The sequence below is a fragment of the Thermus thermophilus genome (assembly GCF_019974155.1).
Classification (GTDB): Bacteria; Deinococcota; Deinococci; order Deinococcales; family Thermaceae; genus Thermus; species Thermus thermophilus_C.
In genome coordinates, this window is sequence record NZ_AP025158.1 from 328,122 (window position 1) to 344,778 (window position 16,657).

The window sequence follows — 16,657 nt, forward strand, 5'->3', positions numbered from 1 at the left end:
GCCCCCACCGCGGCGAAAGCCGCGGTGGGATACTTAAGTCCGTGTGGATCCCCACGCCCTTAGGTCCCCTGTGGCTGGAGGTCTCGCCCCTGGGGGTGCGCCGCCTCGAGCCTGCCCTCTACCCCCGGGGCCCGGAGGCCGAAGGGGCGCTGGCCCTCAAGGTGCGGGAGGAGGTCCAGGCCTACTTCGCCGGGGAGCGGCCCGACTTCCTGGACCTCCCCCTGGACTACACCGGCCTCTCCTCGGCCAGGCTCCGCCTCTACGAGCGGGTCCGCCTTGTGCCCTACGGGCGGACAGTGAGCTACGGGGCCTTGGGCCGGGAGCTCGGCCTCTCCCCAAGGGCGGTGGGGGCCGCCCTTAGGGCCTGCCCCTTTTTCCTCCTCGTCCCCGCCCACCGGGTGATCCACGCCGACGGGCGGCTTGGGGGGTTTCAAGGGCGGGAGGGGCTGAAGCTTTGGCTCCTCCGCTTTGAGGGGGCCCTTTAGGCCTCCTGCCACAGGGCCAGGGAGAAGGGCGGGAGCACGGGGCCGCAGAGCCTGCCCCCCTGGGGCGTGCAGACTTCCCCGGAGAGGAGGTCTATCGCCTTTCCCCCCCGGGGGAAGACCCCGTGCAAGGGGAAGTCTTGGCGGAAGGGGTGGGGAGAGGCGTTCACCACCACCAGGTAGGGCCCCCGAGCGAAGGCCAGGTGGCCGTCCTGGGCGTAGACCCGCCGGTAAGGGGCGGTGCGCAGCGCGGGGTGTTCCTTCCTGAGCTGGGCCAGGCGCTTGACCGTCTCCCGGAGGTCCTTCTGCCAGCGGGCCTCCTCCCAGACCATCCCGCCCCGGTTTTCCGGGTCCTTGCCCCCCGCCATCCCCACTTCCTCCCCGTAGTAGACGGTGGGGTTCCCCGGGAGGAGGAAGAGGAGGGCCAGGGCCAGCCGGGCCCGCTCCACGCTCCCCCGCATCAGGCTGAGGAGCCTGGGGGTGTCGTGGGAGGTGAGGAGGTTCATCTGGGCCCGGACCACCTCGGGGCGGTAGCGGCCGAAGAGGTCCTCCAGCCGATGGCTGAAGGCCAGGGCTTGGAGGGGCTCTATGCGGCCTAGGCCTGTCTGCGCCGCGAGGTCCCGGTCTAGGGCCTCCCCGCCCACGAAGCCCAGGACGGCCCGGGCGAGGGGGTAGTTCATCACCGCGTCAAACATGTCTCCCTGGAGCCAAAAGTCCGCCTCCTCCCAGATTTCCCCCACGATGTAGGCCTCGGGGTTCGCCCCCTTGACCCTTTGGCGGAACTCCCGCCAGAAGCTGGGGTCGGGGATTTCGTTGGGCACGTCCAGACGCCAGCCGTCTATGCCGAAGCGGATCCAGTGCTCGGCCACGGCGAGGAGGTATGCCCGCACCGCCGGGGTCTCCACCTTGAGCTTGGGGAGCTCGGGGTTGCCCCACCAGGCCTCGTAGTTGGGGTGGGCGGTGTAGGCCTTTAGGGGGAAGCCCTTGACGTGGTACCAGTCCCGGTAGGGGCTTTGCTCGCCGTTTTCCATGAGGTGCTGGAAGGCGAAGAAGCCCCGGCCCGTGTGGTTGAAGACCCCGTCCAGGATGACCCTCACCCCGTGGGCGTGGGCCACCTCCAGGAGGTGCCTTAAGGCCTCGTTTCCCCCCAGGATGGGATCTACCTGGAAGTAGTCCACAGTGTGGTAGCGGTGGTTGGCGGTGGAGGCGAAGACGGGGTTGAGGTAGATGGCCTCCACCCCGAGGTCCAGGAGGTAGGGGAGCTTCTCCGCCACGCCCCAAAGCGTCCCCCCTTTGAAGCCCCTGAGGGTAGGGGGGGCTTCCCAGGGCTCAAAGGGCCCTGCAGGGGCGGGTCTGCCCGGCGGGCCTGCGCGGAAGAAGCGGTCGGGGAAGATCTGGTAAAAGAAGGCGCCTTCGTACCAGGCCACGCCTCCGAGTCTAACACCCCGGTCCTGTGGTATCCTCTCCCGGGTGAGGGGGATGCGGGGCCGCCTTTTCGTGATGACCGGGGCGAGCGGGGTGGGGAAGGGCACGGTGCGGGCGAAGGTCCTGGAGCGCACCCGGCTCTTCTATTCCATCTCCATGACCACCCGTCCCCCCCGGCCAGGGGAGGTGGACGGGGTGGACTACTACTTCGTGGACCGCCCCACCTTTGAGGCCCTCGTCCGCGAGGACGGCTTCTTGGAGTACGCGGAGTACGTGGGCCACCTCTACGGCACCCCCAGGGCCCCGGTGGAGCGGGCCTTGAGCCGGGGGGAGGACGTCCTCTTGGAGATTGAGGTCCAGGGGGCGCTCCAGGTGAAGCGGGCCGTGCCCGAGGCGGTCCTGATCTTCCTCCTTCCCCCCTCCCTCTCCGAGCTGAAGCGCCGCCTGGTCTACCGGGGCAAGGACAGCCCCGAGAAGATCCAGAAGCGCCTGGAGCAGGCGGAGTGGGAGATCCGGAACGCCCACCTCTTTGACTACGTGGTGGTGAACGACGTCCTCGAGGAGGCCGTGGCCGACTTCCTCGCCATCCTCACCGCGGAGAGGCGGCGGAGCGGGAGGATGGGGGAGGCTTTGGCGATGGCCCTGCGGCGCGATCCGGCCCTCGAGGCCGAGCTGGACGAGATCCTAAGGAGGCGGTATGGCGGAACCGGGCATTGACAAGCTCTTCGGCATGGTGGACTCCAAGTACCGGCTCACCGTGGTGGTGGCCAAGAGGGCGCAGCAACTCCTCCGCCACGGCTTCAAGAACACGGTCTTGGAGCCGGAGGAAAGGCCCAAGATGCAGACCCTCGAGGGGCTTTTTGACGATCCCAACGCCGTGACCTGGGCCATGAAGGAGCTCCTCACGGGCCGCCTGGTCTTCGGCGAGAACCTGGTGCCCGAGGACCGGCTCCAAAAGGAGATGGAGCGGCTCTACCCGGTGGAGCGGGAGGAGTAGCGCGCCGTGGCCCGGGTCCTGGTGGCGGTGACGGGGGGGGTGGCCGCGGTGAAGGCCCCCCACCTCCTCCGCCTCCTGCGCCGGGAGGGGCACGAGGTGCGGGCCCTCGCCACCCCCAGGGCCCTGGAGTTCGTCACCCCCCTCTCCCTGGCCGTGGCCTCCGGGGGCGAGGTGGCCACGGAGGAGGCCTGGTTCCGGCCCGATGGGAGGGCCCTCCACATAGAGCTCGCCCGCTGGGCCGAGGCGGTCCTGGTGGCCCCCGCCACCGCCGACGCCCTGGCCAAGGCCGCTTTGGGCCTCGCCGACGACCTCCTCTCCGCCACCCTCCTCGCCGGGGCCAAACGGGTGGCCTGGGCCCCGGCCATGAACGAGGCCATGTGGCTTGCCCCCCAGACCCAGGCCCACGTCAGGCGGCTGGAGGAACTGGGGCACGCCTTCTTCGGCCCGGCCTACGGTCCCTTGGCCGCCGTGGGGGAGGGGGAGGGATGGGGGCGGATGCTGGAACCCGAGGAGCTTGTGGAGCGGTTGCGGGCTTTCCTCGCGCCCAAGGACCTCTTGGGCCTCCGCCTCCTCGTCTCCGCCGGGCCCACCCGGGAGTACCTGGACCCGGTGCGCTTCCTCTCCAACCCTTCCTCGGGCCGGATGGGCTACGCCGTGGCCGAGGCCGCCCGGGACCGGGGGGCGGAGGTGGTCCTGGTTTCCGGGCCCACCGCGCTTCCCGACCCCTGGGGCGTGGAGGTGGTCCGGGTGGAGAGCGCCCTGGAGATGCGGCAGGCCATCCTGGACCGCTACCCCTGGGCCCAGGCGGTGGTCATGGCCGCCGCGGTGGCGGACTACCGGCCCGCCGAGACCCTAAAGGACAAGGAGCCCAAGGCCGCGGCGGAAAAGCTCCTCCGCCTCGTGCCCAACCCCGACATCCTCCGCGAGCTCGGGGAGAGGAAGGGGGGGCGGGTGCTCGTGGGCTTCGCCATGGAGACCCGGGAGGGCCTGGAGCGGGCCCGGGGGAAGCTCGCCCGCAAGAACCTGGACCTGATCGCCTTGAACTACGTGGGGCGGGAGGGGGTGGGCTTTGGGAGCCCCGAGAACGAGGTGACCCTGATCCTCCGGGACGGCCGGGTGGTGGAGCTTCCCCGGCTTTCCAAGCGGGAGGTGGCCCACCGTATACTGGATTTCGTCAAGGAGTTCTGGGAGCGATAGGAGCTGCGTATGGGCAACAAGGCGGAACGGCACCGCGCCATCCAGGAGATCGTCCGCCGGGAGGAGATCGGCACCCAGAAGGAGCTGGTGGAGAGGCTGCGCCAGCTGGGGTTTGAGGTGACCCAGGCCACGGTGAGCCGGGACATCGCCGAGCTGGGCCTGGCCCGCATCGCCTTGGGCAAGGGGCGGCACCGGTACGTCCTCCCGGCCTCGGACCTTTCCGAGAACGCCTACGAGGAGCTCAAGCGCCAGTTCGGCCTCTTCGTGCGGGACGTGGACCGGGGAGGGAACCTCCTCGTGGTGAAGACGGTGGAGGGGCACGCCTCCGGCATTGCCTACCTCCTGGACCGCCTCCGCCGGGACGAGATCGTGGGCACCTTGGCCGGGGACGACACCATCCTCGTGGTGGTCCGGACCGAGGAAGCGGCCCAGGCCCTCGAGGACGAGTTCGCGGGCCTGCTCCTAGAGGGAAGGGCCCTGCGGCGGGCGCTTTCCGGCTCCTAGGGTGCTGGAGCTCTTTCTCAAGTCCTTCCTGACCCTCTTCGTGGTCATGGACCCGGTGGGGCTCGTCCCCGTCTTCGTGGCCTTGGCGGGGGACCGGCCCCACCGGACCCAGGTCCTCATCGCCCGCAAGGCGGTCCTGGTGGCGGGGGGGCTTCTCACCTTCTTCTACTTTTTCGGGCGGGAGCTTCTGGGCCACCTGGGGATCTCCCTCGAGGCCCTGCGCATCGCGGGCGGGGTGCTCCTCTTCCGCATCGCCACGGAGATGGTCTTCGCCCACCACGAGCGGGAGACGGAGGAGGAGCGGGACGAGGCCTTGAGCCGGGCGGACATCTCCGTCTTCCCCCTCGCCATCCCCCTCATCGCCGGGCCTGGGGCCTTGGCCAGCGTCCTGGTCCTGGGGGCGGAGGCCAAGGGGGTGCCCTACGGCTTCGCCGTGGTCCTCTTCACCACCTACCTCGTCCTCTTCCTGGCCTACCTCTTCCTCCGGGGGGCCACGGCGGTGCGCCGGGCCCTGGGGCGGACGGGGGTGAACGTGGTCACCCGCGTCCTGGGCCTCCTCCTCGCGGCCCTAGCCGTGCAGTACGTGGCGGACGGGGTGAAGGGCCTCCTCTAGACCTGGAAGACCCCGATGCGGAAAGGCTCCCGCTCCGGGTTCAGGGCGCAGGCCTCGAGGGCCCGGATGAGCCACTTCCGGGTCTCGTGGGGGAAGATGACGGCGTCCACCCAAAGCCTCGCGGCGGCGTAGCGCGGGTCCAGGGTCTCCTCGTAGCGGCCCTTGATGCGCTCGTAAAGCTCCCTTAGCTCCTCGTCCGAGGGCTCCTTTCCTTCCTGCCTGAGCTTCTCCACCTCAAGCTCCAGAAGGGTCTTCGCCGCCTGGGCCCCGCCCATCACGGCGTACTTGGCGCTGGGCCAGGCGAAGAGGAACCGGGGGGCGTAGGCCTTGCCCGCGAGGGCGTAGTTCCCCGCCCCGAAGGACCCCCCGAGGATCAGGGTGATCTTGGGCACCACGGAGTTGCTGACGGCGTTCACCAGCTTCGCCCCCCGCCTTATGATCCCCGCCTGCTCTGACTCCTTGCCCACCATGAAGCCCGTGACGTCCTGGAGGAAGAGGAGGGGGATATGCATCTGGTTGACCTCGAGGATGAACCGGGCCGCCTTGTCCGCCGCCTCGGCGTAGATGACCCCGCCCACCTCAATCCGCCCCCGCTTCTTCAGGACGAGGCGCTGGTTGCCCACGATGCCCACCGGAAAGCCCCCGATCCGGGCGAAGCCCGTGACCAGGGTCTCCCCGTACCCCCCCTTGTACTCCAGAAACTCCGAGCCGTCCACGATGCGGGCGATCACCTCCCGGAGGTCGTAGGGGCGGGAACCGTCGGGGGAGACGAGGCCGTAGAGGTCCTCTATGGGGTAGAGGGGTTCCCTTGGCGCCTTGCGCCCTTCCGCCCAGGGGGCGAGGCGGGGGGGCGGGTAGAGGGCGGCGAGCTCCCTTATGCGCGCCAAAGCCGCCTCGTCCGTGGGCTCGTAGAAGTCCACCGTCCCCGAGACCTCGTAGTGCATCCTCGCCCCCCCGAGCTCCTCGGAGGAGACCTCCTGGCCGATGGCCGCCTTCACCAAGGCGGGGCCCGCGAGGTAGAGGCCGCTTCCCTCCGTCATGATGAGGACGTCCGTCATCACGGGGAGGTAGGCCCCCCCGGCCACGCAGTTCCCCATGATGGCCGAGATCTGGGGGATCCCCAGGGCGGACATGCGGGCGTTCAGGTAGAAGATGCGGCCAAAGTCGTCCTGGTCGGGGAAGACCTCGTCCTGGAGGGGGAGGAACACCCCGGCGGAGTCCACCAGGTAGACCGTGGGGAGGCGGTTTTCCAGGGCGATGGTCTGGGCCCGGATCACCTTCTTGGCGGTGATGGGGAAGAAGGCCCCGGCCTTCACCGTGGCGTCGTTGGCGATGATCATCCAGTCCCGGCCCGCGATCCGCCCGATCCCCGTGATCACCCCCCCCGCCGGGGCCCCGCCCCACTCCTCGTACATCCCCCACCCGGCAAAGGCCATGAGCTCGTAGAACTCCGTGCCGGGGTCCAGGAGCTTTTGGATGCGCTCCCTGGCGGTGAGGCGGCCCTTTTTGTGCTGGCGCTCTATGGCCTTGGGGCCGCCGCCTTGGCGCACCTTCTCCAGGCTTTCCCTAAAGTCCCGCACCAGGGCCACCCAGGCGTCCTTGTTGGCCTTGAAGGCGGGGCTTTCCCGGTCCTCCGGGCGCAGGGCGGTTTCCAGCATGGCCCGATTATAACGCTTTTATGCCTCTTCGTGGAAAAGCGTGGGGGCCTGGGGCGGGCAGGGCGTCTTGGCCTGGGCTTGGGCCTGGCGCCTCGCCTCCCGGTCCACCCGCTCGTTCTCCGGGTGGCCCGTGTGCCCCTTCACAAAGTGGAACCGCACCCGGTGGGGGGCCATGGCGAGGAGGAGGGCCTCCCAGAGGTCGCGGTTTTTCACGGGCTTGCCCTCCGCCGTCTTCCAGCGGCTTTTTTGCCATCTTTCTAGCCAGCCTTCCGTGAAGGCCTTCTTGAGGTAGTGGCTGTCGGTGTGGAGGTCCACCTCACAGGGCTCCTTCAAGGCCTTCAGGCCCTCTATGGCCGCCTTGAGCTCCATGCGGTTGTTGGTGGTGCAAGGCTCTCCCCCGGAGAGGAGCCTCTCGTGGGCGTTAAAGCGGAGGAGGGCCGCCCACCCCCCGGGGCCGGGGTTTCCCAGGCAGGCCCCGTCGGTGAAGAGGGCCACGCGTTTCCTGGGGGAGGGGTTCACGTCTCCTCCAGGCCCCAGATCCGCGCCGGGGCGAGCTCCACCAGGTTGCCCGCGGGGTCCTGGGTGTAGAGGCTTTTCCCCTTGGGCCACTCGGCCCACCACACCGGGTAGCCCGCCGCCTTGAGGCGCGCTTCCCAGGCGGGAAGCTCCTCCTCCTCCACCCGGAAGGCCACGTGGACGCTTCCTTTGGCCCCGTGGGGAGGGAGGTGGGTTTCCTCAAAACTTGCACCTCCCGCATACCCCGCATAAACCTTCACCCCCTCCCCCCGGCGGCCCCAGACCCAGGGCGTGGAGCTCCCGCAGGATGACCTGCACCACCAGCTCGGGCAAGAGAACCCGAGCTGCCCCCTCCCTGGCCTCCCGCCAGCTCCCCTTCCCCTCCACCCCCACCCAGTGGGCCAGCAGGTAGGCCAGAAGGGAGAGCACCAGAAAGCGGTGCACCCCCAAGGCCGTCCGCTGCCCGAACTGCCCCAGGGAGAACTCACTCTTCGCAGCCCGGAAGAAGTGCTCTACCGTGAACCGCCTCCTTCCCCAGGTGAGCATGGTCCGGGGCGTGGCGGGAAAGGTGGCCACCACGTACCGCCACTCCCAGCCCCCTTGGGGCAGGGGGTAGCGGTACCAGGCCACCCAGACCGGGAAGGAAAGCCCCCACAGGTAGACCCGGCTCCCCTGCCGCCTGAGGTCCAAAAGCCTTCCCCCTCCCCGCAGCCTCCGGTCCCGCCGCATCCCCACCACCGTTTCCAAGCCCAACCGCCTCACCCCAAAGAGGAACCAGGCCGTACCAAAGGCCGCGTCCGCGGCCACCCGTATCCGGAAGGTCCGGCGCATCCAGAGGGGCAGAGAGGCCAGGAGGCTCAGGGCCAGGAGGGAGAGGCCTTTCTCCCCCTTGCCCCGCCATAGACGGTAGGCCCAGGGGACGCGGAGGTCCCCGTAGACGAGGTAAAGGACCACGAGGTGGAGGCCCCACTTGCCGTGAAAGAAGGAGAGGGGGAGGTGGGGGAAGTGGCCCCGCTTTTCCAGGGTGACCAGGTCCAGGACCACCAGGAGGCGGGGCTTGGGGCCCTTTCTCCGCCTGGCCCGGTCCAGGGCTTTCTGGGCCTCCTCGCGGGCCAGGCGGATGAGGGCGCGGGTGGGCCAGGGGTAGCGGTTGAGGAAGCGGGAGAGGGCGGAGGGGGACTTGGTCTTGCTGTGCTGGGGTCTAGCCTTGCCGTGACCGGTGAGGAAAAGGAACAACAGGGCCTTCAAGGATTCCCGCAGGTGGGGGGTTGGCATGAGGGCCAGGATGGTCCAAAGTAGGGATAGGGCTACTGGTCTCATGGCACCCCTCATAAGAGGGGAAACCAGTAGCCCTCTTCAAGTGGTCCCCAAGCATACTCATGCCCGCGGTGAATAAGTGCAAGTTTTGAGTTTCCTTTTCCGTGAGCTTGGGGTTGAAGACCAAAAACACCCCCCGCCCAGCGCGGAAGAAGGCGTGCCGGGGCGGTTTGAACTGGAAGCAGGGAAGGCCCAAGACCCCTTCGTAGAAGGCCCGGGCCTTCTCCAGGTCCTCGGCGTAGACGGAGGTTTCCAGAACCTCCACTACTTGAGCCGGGCGATGAGGTCGGCCACGGGGATGGCCTCGAGGGTCATCGTCTTCACGCTTCCCCTCGAGGCCAGGTGGAGCATGGCCCGGGCCACGCTGGCGGCGTCCTCCGCCTCCACGATGTTCACGAAGTCGTAGGGCCCGAGCACGGCGTACTGGGCCACCACCTTCACCCCGAAGTCCCGCTCCAGCTCCTGGTTCACCTCCTTGATGCGCTCGGGGTTCTTCACCAGGGTCTCGGCGCCGTCGTCCGTGAGGGTGCTGAGGACGATAAAGGTGGGCATGGCTTGCCTCCCTTTCCACTCTACGCCTCTTGGCCCTCCAGCGCTACCCCGGCGTAGACCTCCGCCACGGGGAGGCTCCCCTCCAGGCAGGGCAGGGGCACCTCGCCTTCCTCCGCCACCTGGTAGAGGATATCGCCCTCCCTCCAGTAAAGCTCCACCCGCCTCTCCCGGGCGCTCACCAGGAGGTAGCCCTTGAGGGAGGGAAGGGAGAGGTAGCGCCAAAGCTTCTCCCTGCGGTCCACCCCCTCCGTGGCGGGGGAGAGGACCTCCACCACCAGGCAGGGGGCCTCCTCGTAGAAGGGGTCTTTCGGGGGTGGGGCGCAGACCGCCATGAGGTCCGGGTAGTAGAAGGTGGCCTCCCCCACCCTAAGCTTCATGTCGGCCACGTAGAGGCGGCAGCCCTTCCTGCGGGCCAAGGGGTAGAGGAGGTAGTGGAGGTTGCTCACGATGAGGTTATGGGCCCGGCCCGCCCCGGCCATGGCGTAGGGAACCCCCTCCAAAAGCTCCCGCTTCACGGGGGAGGTGGCCTCCTCCCTCAGGTACTCCTCGGCGGTGAGCCGCCTGAGCCTTGCGGGCTCGCCCATCACTCCCACTCTATCGTGGCCGGGGGCTTGGAGGTGAGGTCGTAGACCACCCGGCCGATCTCGGGGACCCGGCGGGTGATGCGCCGGGCCACCTCGTCCAGGAACTCCAGGGGAAGCCTCGCCCAGTCGGCGGTCATGAAGTCCTCGGTGGTCACGGCCCTGAGGGCGAGGACGTAGCCGTACTTCCGTTCGTCCCCCGCCACCCCCACGCTCCTCACGGGCGTGAGGACCGCCAGGGCCTGGGCCACCTTCTCGTAGAGGCCCCACTCCCGGAGGAGGCTCGTGAAGATGTCGTCCGCCCGCCTTAGGACCTCGAGGCGTTCCTCCGTCACCTCCCCCAGGACGCGCACGGCGAGGCCGGGCCCGGGGAAGGGGTGGCGGAGGCGCAAGGTGTCGGGAAGCCCGAGGAGAAGGGCGAGCTCCCGCACCTCGTCCTTGAAGAGGAGGCGGAAGGGCTCTAGGAGTTCAAACTCCAGGTCCTCGGGGAGGCCCCCCACGTTGTGGTGGCTCTTGATCTTGGCCGCCCCGTGCCCCCCGGCGGACTCTATGACGTCCGGGTAGAGGGTCCCCTGGGCGAGGAAGCGGAAGGGGCCCCGCTCCCGGGCCACCTCCGAGAAGGCCGCCACGAACTCCCGCCCGATGATCTTGCGCTTTTCCTCGGGATCCTCCACGCCCTTTAGGGCCTTCAGGAAGCGCTCCTTGGCGTCCACCACCAGGAGGTTCACCCCAAGGGCCCTCAGGGCCCCTTCCACCTCCTCCCTTTCCCCCAGGCGCAAAAGCCCGTGGTCCACGAAGACCGCCAGGTGGTCCACCCCCGCCTTGGCGAGGAGGAGGGCTAAGGTGGAGGAGTCCACCCCCCCGGAGACGGCGAGGAGGACCCGCTCCCTTCCCACCCGCTCCCGCACCTCCTGGAGGAGGGCTTCCAGGACGTGCTCCGGGGTCCAGTCCCGCTTGGCCCCGGCAAGCTCCAGGAAGTTCTCCAGGATCTGCATCCCCTTGGGGGTGTGGGCCACCTCGGGGTGGAACTGGACGCCGTAGGCCCGCCCGTCCGGGGAGGCGATGGCGGCCACGGGGTTCTCCTCCGTCTCCGCCACCACCCGCCAGCCCGGGGGCGGGACGGTTACGGCGTCCTGGTGGCTCATCCAGACCTGGACCTCCCCCTCAAGGCCCCGGAAGAGGGGGCCCTCGTGGCGGGTGAGGAGGGCCTTGCCGTACTCCGCCCTTCCGGCGCGCTCCACCCGTCCCCCGAGCTCCTGGGCCAGGAGCTGCATGCCGTAGCAGATCCCGAGAAGGGGCAGGCCCGAGGAGAAGAGCCTGGGGTCGGGTCGGGGGGCGTCGGGGTCAAAAACGCTTCTTGGCCCCCCCGAGAGGATGAGGGCCTGGGGGCGGTGCTTGAGGACCTCCTCCAGGGGGGCGTCCCCCGGAAGGATGAGGGAGAAGGCCCGGAGCTCCCGGAGCCTTCTCGCGATGAGCCGGGTGTACTGGGAGCCAAAGTCCAGCACCAGGACCATATGGGCCAGTCTAGCAGGGTAGGATGGGGGCATGGCCGAGGTGGAGAGCTTCAGCCTGGACCACACCAGGGTCAAGGCCCCCTACGTGCGCCTGGCGGGGAGGAAGGCCCTCGCGGGGGGCGTGGTGGAGAAGTACGACCTGAGGCTCGCCCAGCCCAACCGGGAAGCCCTTCCCACGGGGGCCTTGCACACCCTCGAGCACCTCCTCGCGGGGTATTTGCGGGACCACCTCCCGGGGGTCATTGACCTCTCCCCCATGGGCTGCCGCACGGGGTTTTACCTGGTGGTGGAAGGCCCTGTGGGGGAGGAAAGGGTGCTGGAGGCCTTCGTCCAGGCCCTGAAGGACGTCCTCGCCCACGAGGGGGAGGTCCCCGGGGCGAGCTTTAAGGAATGCGGCAACTACCGGGACCATGACCTTCCTGGCGCCAAGGCCTGGGCGGAAAAGGTGCTGAAGGCAGGGCTTAGGGTGCAGCCCACCATTCCCCTGGAGGCGAGGTGACCGCCTTTTTCGCCGCCGAGCCCGAGGAGGCCTCCGCCCTCCGGGAGGCCCTGGGGGCGGGGGAGGCCCTCCTGGCCCCCTTTCCCCTCCACCGGGGCGAGGGGGTCTTGGTGGCGGAGACGGGCGTGGGGAAGGTGGCGGCCGCCATGGCCGTGGCCCACGTCCTCACCCGCTTCCGCCCCTCGGAGAGCTTCTTCCTGGGGGTGGCGGGGGCCTTGGACCCTACCCTTCGCGCCTTGGACCTCCTCCTGGCGGAGAAGGCGGTGCAGTGGGACGTGGACCTCACCCCCTTCGGCCGCAAGCCCGGGGAGACCGCCTTTGGGGTGGGCTTCTTCCCTTCTGACCCCGCCCTCCTTGCCCGGGCGGAGAAGGCTGCCCTGGCCTTGGGCCTTCCCTTCAGGCGGGGGGTGGTGGCCACGGGGGACCGCTTTCTGGCCCAAAGGGAGGAGGCGGAAAGGCTTCGCGCCCTCCACGGGGCGGACGCCGTGGAGATGGAGGGGGCCGCGGCCCTCATGGTGGCCTGGCGCTTCCGCCATCCCATGGCCCTCCTCCGCGTGGTGACGGACGGGGCCGGGGAGGGGGCGGCCTCGGACTTCCAGGCCTTTTTGCGGGAGGCCGCAAGGCGCCTTGGGCTCCTCGCCCGGGCCCTGGTAGAGTGAGGAGGGGGTCCGGCATGGAAATCCAGCTCTTCTCGGGGAGCGCCCACCCCGACCTGGCCCGGCGGGTGGCGGAGGCCTTGGGGGTCCCCTTGGGGAAGGCCCTGGTGGACCGCTTTCCCGATGGGGAGGTGCGGGTCAGGCTTCTTGAGAGCGTCCGCGGGGAGGACGTCTACCTCATCCAGCCCACCTGCCCCCCGGTGAACGACCACCTGATGGAGCTCCTCCTCCTCGCCGACGCCGCCAGGCGGAGCTCGGCGGGGCGCATCAACGCCGTCATCCCCTACTTCGGCTACGCCCGCCAGGACAAGCAGACGGAGGGCCGGGAGCCCATCAGCGCCAAGCTGGTGGCGGGGCTTTTGGAGAGGGTGGGGGTGGAGCGGGTCATCGCCATTGACCTCCACGCCCCCCAGATCCAGGGCTTCTTTGACATCCCCGTGGACCACCTCTCCGCCGTGCGCCTCTTCGCCCGCTACCTCCGGGAAAAGGGATACGTGGAAAACGCCGTGGTGGTCTCCCCGGACGCGGGCCGGGCCGAGGAGGCGGGGAGGCTTGCGGAAAGGCTCGGCCTTCCCCTCGCCATGCTGGCCAAAAGGCGCCTCGGGCCCCGGGAGACTTCCGTGACCTACGTCATCGGGGACGTGGAGGGGAAAAGGCCCATCCTGGTGGACGACATCGTCTCCACCGGGGGGACGATAAGGCGGGGGGTGGAGGCCCTCCTCCGGGCGGGGGCGCTTCCCGAGGTGGTGGTCATGGCCACCCACGCCGTCCTGGTGGGGGAGGCCCGGGAGAACCTCTCCCACCCGGCCATCCAGGAAGTGGTCTTCACCGACACCGTCCCCCTAAAGGACGGGGGCTACACGGTGCTCTCCACCGCCGAGCTCCTGGCCCAGGCCATCCGCCACGTCCACACCAACCAGTCGGTGAGTGCCCTCATCTGAGGGGTGTCCGCACGTGGGCCCGGGCCAGGGCTTGGGGAGGCTGTAAGCCCGCATAGGTCAGGTGGGCTCTTCCCCAGCCAGGGCCGCCTTGAGGGCCCGGGCGGCCTCGAGGCTCATCCCGGGAAGCCGGGCGAGCTCCTCCAGGGGGGCTTCCTTAAGGGCCCTTAGCCCCCCGTAGCGCTCCAAAAGGAGCCGCCTCCTCCTCTCCCCGATCCCGGGGATGCCCTGGAGGACCCGGAAAAGCTCCTCGCTCCGCCGCTTCTGGTGGTAGCGGAGGCCGTTTTGGTGGGCCTCGTCCCGGAGGTGGATAAGGAGCTGCAAGGCCGGGTGGGTAAGGGGGAGGCGGAGCTCCCGCCCCTCCGGCGTGACCAGGACCTCCTCCCCCTTGGCGAGGCCCACCAGGGGAAGCCTGAGGCCCGCCCGCGCCAGGGCCCTTTCCGCCGCCCGCACCTGGCCTATTCCCCCGTCAATGAGGAGGAGGTCGGGGAGGGGAAGGTCTTTGAGGCTTCCCGTGTAGCGGCGGAAGACCCCTTCCTCCATGGCGGCGTAGTCGTCGTTCCCCGCCTTGAGGCGCATCCTGCGGTACTCCTGCCGCTTGGGCCTTCCCCCCTCAAAGACGGCGATGGAGAAGACCCGGGCCTGGCCCTGGAGGTGGCTCACGTCGTAGCCCTCGAGGCGCCAGGGGCGGGCGGGAAGCCCCAGGAGGTCCTGGAGGGCCTTGAGGGCGGGGTGCTCCCCCCGCCTTTCCCGAAGCTTAAGCTCGGTCTCCAGGGCGAGGCGGGCGTTCCTTTCGGCAAGCTCCAAGAGCCTCGCCTTCTCCCCCTTCTTCGGCACCCTTAGCTCCACCTTCCGCCCCGCGCGGCGCTTAAGGAGCTCGGCGAGGCCCTCCAGGTCCTCCAGGGGAAAGGGGAGGAGGACGAGGGGGGGGAGGGGGGAGGCCTCCAGGTAGTGGTCCCGGAGGAAGGCCCAGAGGATTTCCTCGTCCGTGGCCTCCTCCTTCTCCACCACGCGGCCGATGCGGCCGAGGATCCGCCCGGAGCGCACCTGGTAGAGCTGCACCACGGCGAGGGCTCCGGAGCGGGCAAGGCCCAAAAAGTCCAGGTCCCCCATCTCCGGGTCAAAGGCCTGCTGGCCCGTGGAGAAGAAGGCCCTTAGGGCCTCCATCTGGTCGCGGATCTCCGCCGCCCGCTCAAACTCAAGCCTTCTCGCCGCCTCCCGCATCTTGGCCTCGAGCTCCTGAAGGAGCCCGTCCACCCGGCCCTCCAGGACCGCCTCCACCTGGCGCACCACCTCCCGGTAGGCCTCTGGGTCCGCCTTCCCCACGCAAGGGGCGAGGCAGCGCCCCATGCTGTAGTTCAGGCAGGGGTAGCGCCTCCGCTTCATGGGGTAGCCCGAGTTCTTGCGCAAGGGGAAGAGGCGGTCTATGAGGGTCTTGATGCGGCGAAGCGCCCCCGCCTCGGGGAAGGGGCCGTAGTACTTGGCCCCGTCCTCCTCCACCCGGCGCACCACGAGGAGGGTGGGGAAGGGCTCGTTGGTGAGCTTGAGGAAGGGGTAGTGCTTGTCGTCCTTGAGGAGGACGTTGTAGGGGGGGCGGTGGGCCTTGATGAGGTTGGCCTCGAGGAGGAGGGCCTCCACCTCGTCCCGGGTGGCGATGAAGTCCAGGCCCGTGGCCTCCTCGGCGATGCGCCGGGCCTTGCCCTCGGCGTGGAAGTAGCTCCGTACCCGGGCGCGGAGGCTCTTGGCCTTGCCCACGTAGAGCACCTCCTCCCCCCGCTTCCAGAGGTAGACCCCGGGGGCCTCGGGGAGGGGAGGGAGGTCTTGGGCCCGCACGCCCCCCATTGTAGACTTTCCCCGTGCCCCCCTTCCTGGTGGACGCCCACCTGGACCTGGCCTGGAACGCCCGCGCCCTGGGGCGGGACCTCACCCTTTCCCTGGAAGCCCTCCGCGCCCAGGACCCCCACCCCGACACCCCCCTGGTCACCCTCCCGAGCCTTAAGGAGGCGGGGGTGGCCCTCGCCTTCGCCACCCTCTTCGCCGACCCCCGGGAAGGGGCACGGGAGGACTGGGAGGAGGAGGTGTACGCCCAGCTCGCCCTCTACGAGGCCTGGGAGAGGGGGGGCCTCGTGAGGGTCCTAAGGGAGCGGGCGGACCTCTTGGCCCACCTGGAGCGCTTCCCCCAAGACGGCGTCTTGGGCCTCGTCCTCCTCCTGGAGGGGGCCCACGCCCTGGAAGCCCCGGAGGACCTCCGCCCCTTGCGGGAAAGGGGCCTCAGGCTCCTTTCCCTCACCTGGGCCACGGGAAACGCCTACGCCGGCGGGAACGCCGAGCCCGGCCCCCTTACGGCCAAGGGCCAAGCCCTCCTCCAGGAGATGGCGGCCCTGGGCGTGGCCCTGGACCTCTCCCACCTGGCGGAGGAGGCCGCCTGGAGGGCCCTGGAGGCCTACCGGGGCCCCGTGTGCGCCACCCACGCCAACTGCCGCGCCCTGGTGCCCTCCGAGAGGCACCTCTCCGACGGGCTCTTGCGGGCCCTGGCCGGGCGGGAGGGGGTTTTGGGCCTCGTGCCCTTCAACGCCTTCTTGGACCCCGCCTGGAAGCGGGGGATGCCGCGGCTTCCCCTGGAGGCCTTCCTCCGGCACAAGGCCCACGCCGAGGCCCTCATGGGCGGGGGGCGGGTGGGCCTGGGCACGGACTGGGACGGGGGGTTCGGCCTCGAGGCCACCCCCCAGGGCCTGGACCGGCACCGGGACCTATGCGCCTTAGGGGGCGAGGGGTTTTTGGGCGGGAACTGGCTACGCTGGCTCCTTGGCTGGTTCTAGGGGGACCACGGCCAGGGTGCAGCGGCTTGCGGCCACCAGGCGCCCTTCCTCGTCGTAGACCTTCACCTCCCAGACCTGGGTGGTGCGGCCCACGTGGAGGGGCTTCCCCACGGCCCGGATCGTCCCCTCCCGCTTCTTGCGGAGGTGGTTGCAGTTGATCTCCAGGCCGAAGGCGGCGTGCCCCGGGGGGCAGTTCAGAAACCCCCCCACGCTCGCCACGCTCTCCGCCAGGGCCACCGTGGCCCCCCCGTGGAGGAAGCCGAAGGGCTGGTGGACCTTGGGCGTCACCGCAAGCTCCGCCACCACCTCGTCCTTCTCCGCCTTGAGGTAGCGCACCCCCAAAGTCTGATCCAGGGTTTCCCGTTCCAGGAAGGCCTTGACCTCCATGC

The 16,657-nt window shown here is 69.6% G+C and carries 19 protein-coding genes and 2 pseudogenes; 10 read left to right on the forward strand and 11 right to left on the reverse strand.

The window, feature by feature from the left end; all coding sequences use genetic code 11:
* Nucleotides 1-41: 41 nt before the first annotated feature.
* On the forward strand, nt 42-485 hold the full coding sequence (locus TthTMY_RS01940) for a DNA base-flipping protein (protein WP_096411811.1): 444 nt from the start codon (nt 42-44) through the stop codon (nt 483-485).
* On the opposite strand, the gene TthTMY_RS01945 is transcribed toward TthTMY_RS01940, so the two are convergent.
* Nucleotides 482-1,909 (reverse strand): glycoside hydrolase family 13 protein, encoded by a 1,428-nt coding sequence (locus TthTMY_RS01945; RefSeq protein ID WP_096411814.1) that lies wholly within the window; start codon nt 1,907-1,909, stop codon nt 482-484. The two genes, TthTMY_RS01940 and TthTMY_RS01945, sit on opposite strands and share 4 nt — an antisense overlap.
* 52 nt (nt 1,910-1,961) lie before the next feature.
* On the opposite strand from TthTMY_RS01945, the gene gmk reads away from it, so the two are divergent.
* From gmk to TthTMY_RS01970, 5 genes are read left to right on the forward strand one after another with little or no spacing between them, the layout of a single operon-like run.
* Nucleotides 1,962-2,624 carry a guanylate kinase gene (gene gmk, locus TthTMY_RS01950; protein WP_096411818.1) on the forward strand — a complete coding sequence of 221 codons (663 nt, stop codon included), beginning with the start codon at nt 1,962-1,964 and terminating at the stop codon, nt 2,622-2,624.
* Nucleotides 2,605-2,904 (forward strand): DNA-directed RNA polymerase subunit omega, encoded by a 300-nt coding sequence (gene rpoZ, locus TthTMY_RS01955; RefSeq protein ID WP_008633185.1) that lies wholly within the window; start codon nt 2,605-2,607, stop codon nt 2,902-2,904. The genes gmk and rpoZ overlap by 20 nt, the downstream gene beginning before the upstream one ends.
* Nucleotides 2,905-2,910: 6 nt before the next feature.
* Nucleotides 2,911-4,101 carry a bifunctional phosphopantothenoylcysteine decarboxylase/phosphopantothenate--cysteine ligase CoaBC gene (coaBC, locus tag TthTMY_RS01960; RefSeq protein ID WP_096411821.1) on the forward strand — a complete coding sequence of 397 codons (1,191 nt, stop codon included), beginning with the start codon at nt 2,911-2,913 and terminating at the stop codon, nt 4,099-4,101.
* A gap of 9 nt (nt 4,102-4,110) precedes the next feature.
* Nucleotides 4,111-4,605: an arginine repressor gene (gene argR / locus TthTMY_RS01965; protein WP_096411824.1), complete on the forward strand. Its 495-nt coding sequence runs from the start codon at nt 4,111-4,113 to the stop codon at nt 4,603-4,605.
* Nucleotide 4,606: 1 nt separating this feature from the next.
* Nucleotides 4,607-5,218, forward strand: a complete 612-nt coding sequence (locus TthTMY_RS01970; protein WP_096411826.1) for a MarC family protein — start codon at nt 4,607-4,609, stop codon at nt 5,216-5,218.
* On the opposite strand, the gene TthTMY_RS01975 is transcribed toward TthTMY_RS01970, so the two are convergent.
* The 8 genes and pseudogenes from TthTMY_RS01975 to guaA all read right to left on the reverse strand — a co-directional run bounded on the left by TthTMY_RS01975 (nt 5,215) and on the right by guaA (nt 11,356).
* A complete protein-coding gene (locus TthTMY_RS01975; protein ID WP_223903363.1) occupies nt 5,215-6,876 on the reverse strand; it encodes an acyl-CoA carboxylase subunit beta in 1,662 nt (553 codons plus the stop codon). The genes TthTMY_RS01970 and TthTMY_RS01975 overlap by 4 nt on opposite strands.
* A gap of 18 nt (nt 6,877-6,894) precedes the next feature.
* Nucleotides 6,895-7,395: a ribonuclease HI gene (gene rnhA, locus TthTMY_RS01980; RefSeq protein WP_096411828.1), complete on the reverse strand. Its 501-nt coding sequence runs from the start codon at nt 7,393-7,395 to the stop codon at nt 6,895-6,897.
* Nucleotides 7,392-7,610 (reverse strand): annotated as a pseudogene (locus TthTMY_RS01985) (glyoxalase); the annotation flags it as partial. The gene rnhA and the pseudogene TthTMY_RS01985, both read right to left, overlap by 4 nt.
* Nucleotide 7,611: 1 nt before the next feature.
* A complete protein-coding gene (locus TthTMY_RS01990; protein ID WP_041444900.1) occupies nt 7,612-8,712 on the reverse strand; it encodes a transposase in 1,101 nt (366 codons plus the stop codon).
* Nucleotides 8,713-8,803: 91 nt separating this feature from the next.
* Nucleotides 8,804-8,974 (reverse strand): annotated as a pseudogene (locus TthTMY_RS01995) (VOC family protein); the annotation flags it as partial.
* Entirely contained in the window at nt 8,974-9,261 is a 288-nt protein-coding gene (locus tag TthTMY_RS02000) for a glutamine synthetase/cystathionine beta-lyase binding protein (RefSeq protein WP_054647361.1), read from the reverse strand. The gene TthTMY_RS02000 and the pseudogene TthTMY_RS01995, both read right to left, overlap by 1 nt.
* Nucleotides 9,262-9,281: 20 nt before the next feature.
* The gene (locus tag TthTMY_RS02005) at nt 9,282-9,845 is read right to left on the reverse strand and encodes a Uma2 family endonuclease (RefSeq protein ID WP_172844674.1); all 564 of its coding nucleotides are present in this window, start codon (nt 9,843-9,845) and stop codon (nt 9,282-9,284) included.
* Nucleotides 9,845-11,356, reverse strand: coding sequence for a glutamine-hydrolyzing GMP synthase (gene guaA / locus TthTMY_RS02010; RefSeq protein WP_223903364.1), 1,512 nt, complete (start codon nt 11,354-11,356; stop codon nt 9,845-9,847). The genes TthTMY_RS02005 and guaA overlap by 1 nt, the downstream gene beginning before the upstream one ends.
* A 31-nt stretch (nt 11,357-11,387) precedes the next feature.
* Here guaA and TthTMY_RS02015 point away from each other — a divergent pair, with 31 nt between their 5' ends.
* Genes TthTMY_RS02015 through TthTMY_RS02025 form a run of 3 tightly spaced genes read left to right on the forward strand, consistent with a single transcriptional unit; the run spans nt 11,388 to nt 13,452 of the window.
* Nucleotides 11,388-11,855, forward strand: coding sequence for an S-ribosylhomocysteine lyase (locus TthTMY_RS02015; RefSeq protein WP_223903365.1), 468 nt, complete (start codon nt 11,388-11,390; stop codon nt 11,853-11,855).
* On the forward strand, nt 11,852-12,514 hold the full coding sequence (mtnN, locus tag TthTMY_RS02020) for a 5'-methylthioadenosine/S-adenosylhomocysteine nucleosidase (RefSeq protein WP_096411835.1): 663 nt from the start codon (nt 11,852-11,854) through the stop codon (nt 12,512-12,514). Before TthTMY_RS02015 ends, mtnN begins: the two co-directional genes overlap by 4 nt.
* Nucleotides 12,515-12,528: 14 nt before the next feature.
* The gene (locus TthTMY_RS02025) at nt 12,529-13,452 is read left to right on the forward strand and encodes a ribose-phosphate diphosphokinase (RefSeq protein WP_096411838.1); all 924 of its coding nucleotides are present in this window, start codon (nt 12,529-12,531) and stop codon (nt 13,450-13,452) included.
* A 57-nt stretch (nt 13,453-13,509) separates the two neighbouring features.
* Here TthTMY_RS02025 and uvrC read toward each other — a convergent pair whose 3' ends face one another.
* The gene (gene uvrC / locus TthTMY_RS02030; RefSeq protein WP_223903366.1) at nt 13,510-15,291 is read right to left on the reverse strand and encodes an excinuclease ABC subunit UvrC; all 1,782 of its coding nucleotides are present in this window, start codon (nt 15,289-15,291) and stop codon (nt 13,510-13,512) included.
* A 14-nt stretch (nt 15,292-15,305) separates the two neighbouring features.
* Here uvrC and TthTMY_RS02035 point away from each other — a divergent pair, with 14 nt between their 5' ends.
* Nucleotides 15,306-16,268: a dipeptidase gene (locus tag TthTMY_RS02035; RefSeq protein WP_096411841.1), complete on the forward strand. Its 963-nt coding sequence runs from the start codon at nt 15,306-15,308 to the stop codon at nt 16,266-16,268.
* Here TthTMY_RS02035 and TthTMY_RS02040 read toward each other — a convergent pair.
* Entirely contained in the window at nt 16,242-16,655 is a 414-nt protein-coding gene (locus tag TthTMY_RS02040) for a PaaI family thioesterase (RefSeq protein WP_096411845.1), read from the reverse strand. The genes TthTMY_RS02035 and TthTMY_RS02040 overlap by 27 nt on opposite strands.
* Nucleotides 16,656-16,657 lie beyond the last annotated feature (2 nt).

Bases quoted from the DNA above. Each gene is read 5' to 3' on its own strand.
- gmk (WP_096411818.1), top strand. From the start codon at position 1,962: ATGCGGGGCCGCCTTTTCGTGATGACCGGGGCGAGCGGGGTGGGGAAG.
- rpoZ (WP_008633185.1), top strand. From the start codon at position 2,605: ATGGCGGAACCGGGCATTGACAAGCTCTTCGGCATGGTGGACTCCAAG.
- argR (WP_096411824.1), top strand. From the start codon at position 4,111: ATGGGCAACAAGGCGGAACGGCACCGCGCCATCCAGGAGATCGTCCGC.
- TthTMY_RS01975 (WP_223903363.1), bottom strand. From the start codon at position 6,876: ATGCTGGAAACCGCCCTGCGCCCGGAGGACCGGGAAAGCCCCGCCTTC.
- TthTMY_RS01990 (WP_041444900.1), bottom strand. From the start codon at position 8,712: ATGAGACCAGTAGCCCTATCCCTACTTTGGACCATCCTGGCCCTCATG.
- TthTMY_RS02000 (WP_054647361.1), bottom strand. From the start codon at position 9,261: ATGCCCACCTTTATCGTCCTCAGCACCCTCACGGACGACGGCGCCGAG.
- TthTMY_RS02005 (WP_172844674.1), bottom strand. From the start codon at position 9,845: ATGGGCGAGCCCGCAAGGCTCAGGCGGCTCACCGCCGAGGAGTACCTG.
- guaA (WP_223903364.1), bottom strand. From the start codon at position 11,356: ATGGTCCTGGTGCTGGACTTTGGCTCCCAGTACACCCGGCTCATCGCG.
- TthTMY_RS02015 (WP_223903365.1), top strand. From the start codon at position 11,388: ATGGCCGAGGTGGAGAGCTTCAGCCTGGACCACACCAGGGTCAAGGCC.
- TthTMY_RS02025 (WP_096411838.1), top strand. From the start codon at position 12,529: ATGGAAATCCAGCTCTTCTCGGGGAGCGCCCACCCCGACCTGGCCCGG.
- uvrC (WP_223903366.1), bottom strand. From the start codon at position 15,291: ATGGGGGGCGTGCGGGCCCAAGACCTCCCTCCCCTCCCCGAGGCCCCC.
- TthTMY_RS02040 (WP_096411845.1), bottom strand. From the start codon at position 16,655: ATGGAGGTCAAGGCCTTCCTGGAACGGGAAACCCTGGATCAGACTTTG.